We start from the raw sequence: 7,145 nt of genomic DNA on the forward strand, positions 1-7,145 counted from the left end.
GCCATGACTGACGGTGCCGATCCCCGCCCCCCGACGGTCCCCGACGGCATCCCCGAGCTCGACGAGTCCGCGACGCTCCCCGACGTGGAGCCGGCGGAGCTGCTCATCATCACGGGGATGTCGGGTGCCGGCCGCTCCCGGGCCGCGGCGGCCCTGGAGGACCTGTCGTGGTACGTCGTCGACAACCTGCCGCCGCGCCTGCTCGGTGCCCTGGCCGGCCTGCTGACCCCCGGCGCGGGCGTGCGCCGGCTCGCCGCCGTCGTCGACGTGCGGTCAGGGGCGTTCTTCTCCGAGCTCGTCGCCGTGCTCGCCGAGATGCGCGACCGCGGCGTCGACTACCGCATCATGTTCCTCGACGCCGACGACGCCGAGCTCGTCCGGCGCTACGAGTCCGTGCGCCGGCCGCACCCGCTCCAGGGCGACGGCCGGCTCCTCGACGGGATCACCGCCGAGCGGTCGCTGCTGCGCGACCTGCGCAGCCGCGCCGACGTCATCATCGAGACCACGAGCCTGTCCGTGCACGACCTCGCGCGCCGCGTCCGGGAGGAGGTGGGGCAGTCCGTCGACCGGCAGGTCCGCCTGTCCATCATGTCGTTCGGCTTCAAGTACGGCCTCCCGCTCGACGCCGACCACGTCGTCGACGTCCGGTTCCTCTCCAACCCGTACTGGGTCTCCGAGCTGCGCCACCTCACCGGGCAGGACGACAAGGTCTCCTCCTACGTCCTCTCGCAGCCGGACGCGGAGCAGTTCGTCGAGAGCTACGTCGACACGATCGCGCCCGTGCTGGACCGCTACCTCGACGAGCTCAAGCCGTTCGTCACCATCGGCGTGGGCTGCACGGGCGGCAAGCACCGCTCCGTCGCGGTCACCGAGCGGATGGCGCAGCTCTTCCGCGCGCGGGGCCAGGTGGTGCGCACCCTCCACCGGGACGTGGGGCGCGAGTGATGGCGGTACCCACCCCCGGCCGGCCCGGGTACTCCGGCCTCCCGGAACCCAGGGGGACCGGCGCCCGGGGCGCGAAGGTCGTCGCCCTCGGCGGCGGCCACGGCCTTGCGGCCACCCTGTCCGCGGTCCGGCACCTCACCTCCGCCGTCACCGCGATCGTCACGGTCGCCGACGACGGCGGGTCGTCTGGCCGGCTGCGCGGCGAGCTCGGCGTGCTGCCGCCCGGCGACCTGCGCATGGCGCTGTCCGCCCTGTGCGACGACGGCGAGTGGGGCCAGACCTGGCGGGACGTCCTGCAGCACCGGCTTCGGTCCGACGGGCCGCTCGACAACCACAGCGTCGGCAACATCCTCATCGTCGCCCTGTGGTCGATCCTCGACGACGAGGTCCAGGGCCTGGAGTGGGTGGCGAGCCTGCTCGGCGTGCGCGGTCGCGTGGTCCCGATGTCCGCCGTCCCGCTGGACATCGAGGCCGACGTCGTGGACCCGGCCACCGGCGAGGTCCGGGTCGTGCGCGGTCAGTCCCGGGTCGCGAAGGTCTCGGGCCGTGTCCGATCGGTGCGGCTGCTCCCGGGCGACCCGCCCGCGCGACCGGAGGGGGTCTCGGCGGTGCGGGAGGCCGACTGGGTGATCCTCGGTCCGGGCTCCTGGTACACGTCCGTCGTGCCCCACCTGCTCGTGCCCGAGCTCGTCGACGCCCTGTGCACGACCGACGCGCACCGCGCGCTCGTCCTCAACCTCTCCAACGACGACTCTGAGTCCGAGGGCATGTCCGTCTCCGACCACCTGCGCTCCCTGCACGACCACGCGCCGGACCTCCGGCTCGACGTCGTCGTCGCGGACCCGCTGGTCGTCGACGACCTCGACGAGCTCGAGCGGGCGGCCGCGGCGCTCGGCGCCCGGATCCTGCTCCGGCAGGTGCGGGCGACCGGCGCGGACGCCACCCACGACCCGTTGCGCCTGGCCGCAGCCCTGCGCGACGCGATGGAGCGCACGGAGGGCGACGTCGAGACCGCCGGACGCACCGACGGGCGGGGGATGTGAAGATGGGCGTCATGTCCCTCACCGCGGCCGTCAAGGACGAGCTCGCCCGCGTCGACGTCCCCAAGGCCTCGGCCAAGCGCGCAGAGCTCTCGACCATCCTCCGGTTCGCGGGAGGGCTGCACATCGTCAGCGGTCGCATCGTGCTCGAGGCCGAGCTCGACACCGCGATCGTCGCCCGGCGCCTGCGCACCGGGATCGACGAGCTGTTCGGGCTCCACGGCGACATCCTCGTCGTCTCCCCGGGCGGGCTGCGCCGCTCCACCCGCTACATCGTGCGCGTGGTCAAGGACGGCGAGGCGCTCGCCCGGCAGACCGGCCTGCTGGACAATCGTGGTCGGCCCGTCCGCGGGCTGCCGACCGCCGTCGTCGGGGCCGGGGTCGCCGAGGCGACCGCCGCCTGGCGGGGCGCCTTCCTCGTCCACGGGTCGCTCACCGAGCCCGGCCGCTCGTCCTCGCTCGAGATCACCTGTCCGGGGCCCGAGGCCGCCCTCGCCCTCGTGGGCTGCGCACGGCGGCTCGGCGTGTCCGGAAAGAACCGCGAGGTGCGCGGCGTGGACCGGGTCGTCGTGCGCGACGGCGACGGCATCTCGGCACTCCTGACCCGCATGGGTGCCCACGACGCCGTGCTCACGTGGGAGGAGCGCCGCACCCGGCGCGAGGTGCGCGGCACCGCGAACCGCCTGGCCAACTTCGACGACGCCAACCTGCGCCGCTCGGCACGCGCCGCGGTCGCCGCCGGCGCGCGCGTGGAGCGGGCCTTCGAGATCCTCGGCGACGAGGTGCCGGACCACCTGCTCGAGGCGGGCCGGCTGCGCATGGCCAACCGGCAGGCCTCCCTCGAGGAGCTCGGCGTGATGTCGGACCCCCCGATGACGAAGGACGCCGTCGCCGGCCGGATCCGGCGGCTGCTCGCCATGGCCGACCGTCGCGCCGAGGAGCTGGGCGTGCCCAGCACGCAGGCGGTGCTCCCGCCCGACGACGAGGACGCCTGAGCGGCCCGTCCGTGCCCGCCCGTGCCGCCGGAACCGGCCGGGCCGCGGGTGGGCCTCCTCCCATCGACGGGTCGCCGACGCGGTCATCCGTGCGCATCCGTTCACCGTGGGCGGACGACGGACGATCGCCGCTGCTGCCCGTCCGCGCGTCCGACTAGGATCAGGGGCGTGGGGATGACGCCGACGGCCACGGTCCGTCGCGGGCGCCGCCCACGCAGGCCCGACCGACATGCGTGCGCCCCGACCGGTGCACCGAGGAGGAGAGAACCACAGTGACCATCAAGGTTGGCATCAACGGCTTCGGCCGTATCGGACGCAACTTCACGCGTGCGCTGCTGGCGTCGGGCGCCGACGTGCAGATCGTCGGCGTCAACGACCTCACGGACAACCGCACCCTCGCGCACCTGCTCAAGTACGACTCGATCTTCGGCGTGCTGGCCGACGAGGTGACCCACGACGACGAGAACATCAGCGTCGGCGACGTCACCTTCCGCGCGCTGGCCGAGCCGGACCCGACCAAGCTGCCCTGGGGCGAGCTGGGCGCCGACATCGTCATCGAGTCCACGGGCCGCTTCACCGACGCGACCAAGGCCAAGGCGCACATCGAGGCCGGCGCGAAGAAGGTCATCATCTCGGCCCCCGGCAAGAACGAGGACGCGACGTTCGTCGTCGGCGTGAACCACACCGAGTACGACCCGGCGAACCACCACGTGGTCTCCAACGCCTCGTGCACGACCAACTGCCTCGCGCCGATGGCCAAGGTCCTCGACGCGGAGTTCGGCATCGAGCGCGGCCTCATGACCACCATCCACGCCTACACGGCCGACCAGAACCTCCAGGACGGCCCGCACAAGGACCTGCGTCGCGCCCGCGCCGCCGCCCTGTCGATCATCCCGACCTCGACGGGTGCCGCCAAGGCCGTCTCGCTCGTGCTCCCGCAGCTCAAGGGCAAGCTCGACGGCTACGCGCTCCGCGTGCCGACCCCGACCGGCTCCGCGACGGACCTCACGTTCACCGCCAGCAAGCCCGTCACGGTCGAGTCCGTCAACGCCGCCATGAAGGCCGCCGCGGAGTCCGAGGAGCTCAAGGGCATCGTCCAGTACACCGAGGACCCGATCGTCTCGCAGGACATCGTGGGCAACTCGCACACGTCGATCTTCGACGCGGGCCTGACCAAGGTGATCGACGACCAGGTCAAGGTCGTCGCCTGGTACGACAACGAGTTCGGCTACTCCTCGTCGCTCGTCACGCTGGCCGCCTACATCGGCGCGCGTCTCTGACCGACGCCGTCACCGCCTGACCGCGACGTCCGCCCACCGCGCAGCAGCGCCGTGCGCGGGCGTCGCGGCCTGTGCGGGCCCGGCCCGACCACCCCTCGACGAGCAAGGAGCACCGCATGAAGACGATCGAGTCACTCGGCGACCTCGCCGGACGCCGCGTGCTGGTCCGTTCGGACTTCAACGTCCCGCTGGACGGCACCACCATCACCGACGACGGGCGCATCCGCGCCGCACTGCCCACCCTCACGCGCCTGGTCGACGCCGGTGCGCGGGTCGTCGTCATGGCGCACCTCGGCCGACCCAAGGGTGAGCCGAACCCGGAGTTCAGCCTAGCCCCGGTCGCCGCGCGGCTCGGCGAGCTGCTCGGCCACGACGTGGCACTGGCTCCCGACGTCGTGGACGACGGCGCGGCGGCCGCCGTCGACGCGCTGACCGACGGCCAGGTGCTGCTGCTGGAGAACGTCCGCTTCGATCCCCGCGAGAGCTCGAAGGACGACGCCCTGCGGCAGGCCATGGCGACCGACCTCGCCCGGTTCGCCGACGCCTTCGTCTCCGACGGATTCGGCGTCGTCCACCGCAAGCAGGCCTCGGTCTACGACATCGCGCAGGTGCTGCCCGCGGCGGCGGGTCAGCTCGTCCTCGCCGAGGTCGAGGCCCTGTCCCGGGCGACCAACGACCCCGAGCGGCCCTACGCCGTGGCCCTGGGCGGGTCGAAGGTCTCCGACAAGCTCGGCGTCATCGCCAACCTCGTCGAGAAGGCCGACACCCTGCTGGTCGGCGGCGGCATGGCGTTCACCTTCCTGGCGGCCCAGGGCCACGAGGTCGGCACGTCGCTGCTCGAGGAGGACCAGCTCGACACGGTCCGCGGCTACCTCGACCGGGCGGCCGAGCGCGGGGTCCAGATCCTCCTGCCCACCGACGTCGTCGTCGCCCCGGCGTTCGACGCCGATGCGCCCGCCACCACGGTTCCCGCCGAGCAGATCCCGGCCGACCAGATGGGCCTCGACATCGGCCCGGAGACCTCCACGGCCTACGCCGCCGCCATCGCGGGTGCCCGCACCGTCGTCTGGAACGGGCCGATGGGCGTGTTCGAGATGGCCCCGTTCGCCGCCGGCACCAAGGCGGTCGCGCAGGCGCTGTCCGACGCCGACGGCTACACCATCGTCGGCGGCGGCGACTCCGCCGCCGCCGTGCGGCTCCTCGGGTTCGACGAGTCCACCTTCTCCCACATCTCCACCGGTGGCGGCGCCTCCCTCGAGCTCCTCGAGGGCAAGGAGCTGCCCGGTCTCAGCGTCCTGGAGGACAACGCATGAACGCTCGCACCCCGCTCATGGCGGGCAACTGGAAGATGAACCTCGACCACCACGAGGCCACTCACCTCGTGCAGAAGCTCGCGTGGACCCTCACCGACGCCAAGCACGACCACGAGCAGGTCGAGGTCGTCGTCGTCCCGCCGTTCACCGACCTTCGCTCGGTGCAGACCCTCGTCGACGGCGACAAGCTCGACATCGCCTACGGCGCGCAGGACGTCTCGGAGCACGCCTCGGGTGCCTACACGGGCGAGATCTCCGCCGCGATGCTCGCCAAGCTCGGCGTCAGCCACGTTGTCGTCGGGCACTCCGAGCGTCGCGAGTACCACGCCGAGGACGACGCGCTCGTGGGCCGCAAGGCCGCCGCCGCGCTCGGGGCGGGCATCACCCCGATCATCTGCGTCGGGGAGGGCCTCGAGGTCCGCCGGGCCGGGACGCACGTCGAGCACGTGACCGCGCAGATCACCGGCGCGTTCGAGGCGCTGGACGCCGACCAGGCGGGATCCGTCGTCGTCGCCTACGAGCCCGTGTGGGCCATCGGCACCGGTGAGGTCGCCACGCCCGAGGACGCGCAGGAGGTGTGTGCCGCCGTGCGCGCCCGCCTGGCGGAGCTCTACTCGCCCGAGCTGGCGGACTCCGTCCGCGTCCTCTACGGCGGCTCGGTCAAGTCCGGCAACATCGCCGCCATCATGGCGGGCGACGACGTGGACGGCGCGCTCGTCGGCGGGGCCAGCCTCAAGGCGGAGGAGTTCGCCGCGATCGTGCGCTACCAGCAGCACGTCGGCGGCTGACCTACCCGACACCGGGCACGGGGAACGGCGCGGGCGAGCAGCCCGGGCCGTGCCCCGTCGCTCGTCCAAGGTGCGCCCGGCCCGCGGGTCATCGCTTATCATCGTCGGGGCGCCCGCCGGCGTCGCGCGTCGTTCCCGAGGAGTTGTCCCACCGTGATCTGGCTCAAGGTGATCCTGAGCGTGCTGCTCGTGCTGCTCAGCATCGTGCTCGTCCTCTTTGTGCTCATGCACAAGGGGCGCGGCGGCGGCCTGTCCGACATGTTCGGCGGCGGCCTCACCTCCTCGGTCGGTTCCTCCGGCGTGGCGGAACGCAACCTCAACCGGCTGACCGTCGCGGTCTCGGTCGCCTGGGGCCTGTGCGTGGTCATGCTCGGCCTCATCATGAAGTTCGGAGACTGACATGGCCGGGGGCAACGCGATCCGTGGCTCGCGCGTGGGCGCGGGCCCGATGGGGGAGATGGAGCGCGGCGAGCTCGCCCCCCGGGTCAAGGTCTCGTACTGGTGCGCCCAGGGCCACGAGTCGAGCCCCAGCTTCGCGGTCGACGGCGAGGTCGTGCCCCCCGAGACCTGGGACTGCCCCCGCTGCGGCATGCCCGCCGGTCAGGACCGGGACGCCCCGCCCGAGGCTCCCCGCAACGAGCCCTACAAGACGCACCTCGCCTACGTGAAGGAGCGCCGGTCCGACGGCGACGGCGCGGCCCTCCTCGACGAGGCCCTCAGCGCGCTGCGCGCCCGCCGCGGCACCGCCTGAGGCCCACCCCCGACGACGTCGGACGCGGCCCGG

General features: G+C 73.0%; 8 protein-coding genes. All 8 read left to right on the forward strand.

Going from position 1 to position 7,145, the window contains the following annotated elements; translation table 11 throughout:
- Nucleotides 1-3 precede the first annotated feature (3 nt).
- The 8 genes from rapZ to ACPYO4_RS12850 all read left to right on the forward strand — a co-directional run bounded on the left by rapZ (nucleotide 4) and on the right by ACPYO4_RS12850 (nucleotide 7,112).
- Nucleotides 4-945 (forward strand): RNase adapter RapZ, encoded by a 942-nt coding sequence (gene rapZ / locus ACPYO4_RS12815; RefSeq protein WP_425709636.1) that lies wholly within the window; start codon nucleotides 4-6, stop codon nucleotides 943-945.
- Nucleotides 945-1,988, forward strand: coding sequence for a gluconeogenesis factor YvcK family protein (locus ACPYO4_RS12820; RefSeq protein ID WP_425709637.1), 1,044 nt, complete (start codon nucleotides 945-947; stop codon nucleotides 1,986-1,988). Before rapZ ends, ACPYO4_RS12820 begins: the two co-directional genes overlap by 1 nt.
- An 11-nt stretch (nucleotides 1,989-1,999) precedes the next feature.
- Nucleotides 2,000-2,980 (forward strand): DNA-binding protein WhiA, encoded by a 981-nt coding sequence (gene whiA, locus ACPYO4_RS12825; RefSeq protein ID WP_425709638.1) that lies wholly within the window; start codon nucleotides 2,000-2,002, stop codon nucleotides 2,978-2,980.
- Nucleotides 2,981-3,252: 272 nt separating this feature from the next.
- A complete protein-coding gene (gap, locus tag ACPYO4_RS12830) occupies nucleotides 3,253-4,260 on the forward strand; it encodes a type I glyceraldehyde-3-phosphate dehydrogenase (RefSeq protein WP_425709639.1) in 1,008 nt (335 codons plus the stop codon).
- 116 nt (nucleotides 4,261-4,376) lie between these two features.
- Nucleotides 4,377-5,573, forward strand: coding sequence for a phosphoglycerate kinase (locus ACPYO4_RS12835; RefSeq protein ID WP_425709640.1), 1,197 nt, complete (start codon nucleotides 4,377-4,379; stop codon nucleotides 5,571-5,573).
- Nucleotides 5,570-6,361, forward strand: coding sequence for a triose-phosphate isomerase (tpiA, locus tag ACPYO4_RS12840; protein WP_425709641.1), 792 nt, complete (start codon nucleotides 5,570-5,572; stop codon nucleotides 6,359-6,361). Before ACPYO4_RS12835 ends, tpiA begins: the two co-directional genes overlap by 4 nt.
- Before the next feature lie 153 nt (nucleotides 6,362-6,514).
- Nucleotides 6,515-6,760 carry a preprotein translocase subunit SecG gene (secG, locus tag ACPYO4_RS12845; protein WP_425709642.1) on the forward strand — a complete coding sequence of 82 codons (246 nt, stop codon included), beginning with the start codon at nucleotides 6,515-6,517 and terminating at the stop codon, nucleotides 6,758-6,760.
- 1 nt (nucleotide 6,761) lies between these two features.
- Nucleotides 6,762-7,112 carry an RNA polymerase-binding protein RbpA gene (locus ACPYO4_RS12850; RefSeq protein ID WP_425709643.1) on the forward strand — a complete coding sequence of 117 codons (351 nt, stop codon included), beginning with the start codon at nucleotides 6,762-6,764 and terminating at the stop codon, nucleotides 7,110-7,112.
- Nucleotides 7,113-7,145: the final 33 nt, after the last annotated feature.

The sequence above is a fragment of the Georgenia sp. Z1491 genome, from assembly GCF_049856175.1.
In the GTDB taxonomy this organism is placed as follows: domain Bacteria; phylum Actinomycetota; class Actinomycetes; order Actinomycetales; family Actinomycetaceae; genus JB111.

Bases quoted from the DNA above. Each gene is read 5' to 3' on its own strand.
- rapZ (WP_425709636.1), top strand. From the start codon at position 4: ATGACTGACGGTGCCGATCCCCGCCCCCCGACGGTCCCCGACGGCATC.
- ACPYO4_RS12820 (WP_425709637.1), top strand. From the start codon at position 945: ATGGCGGTACCCACCCCCGGCCGGCCCGGGTACTCCGGCCTCCCGGAA.
- whiA (WP_425709638.1), top strand. From the start codon at position 2,000: ATGTCCCTCACCGCGGCCGTCAAGGACGAGCTCGCCCGCGTCGACGTC.
- ACPYO4_RS12835 (WP_425709640.1), top strand. From the start codon at position 4,377: ATGAAGACGATCGAGTCACTCGGCGACCTCGCCGGACGCCGCGTGCTG.
- tpiA (WP_425709641.1), top strand. From the start codon at position 5,570: ATGAACGCTCGCACCCCGCTCATGGCGGGCAACTGGAAGATGAACCTC.
- ACPYO4_RS12850 (WP_425709643.1), top strand. From the start codon at position 6,762: ATGGCCGGGGGCAACGCGATCCGTGGCTCGCGCGTGGGCGCGGGCCCG.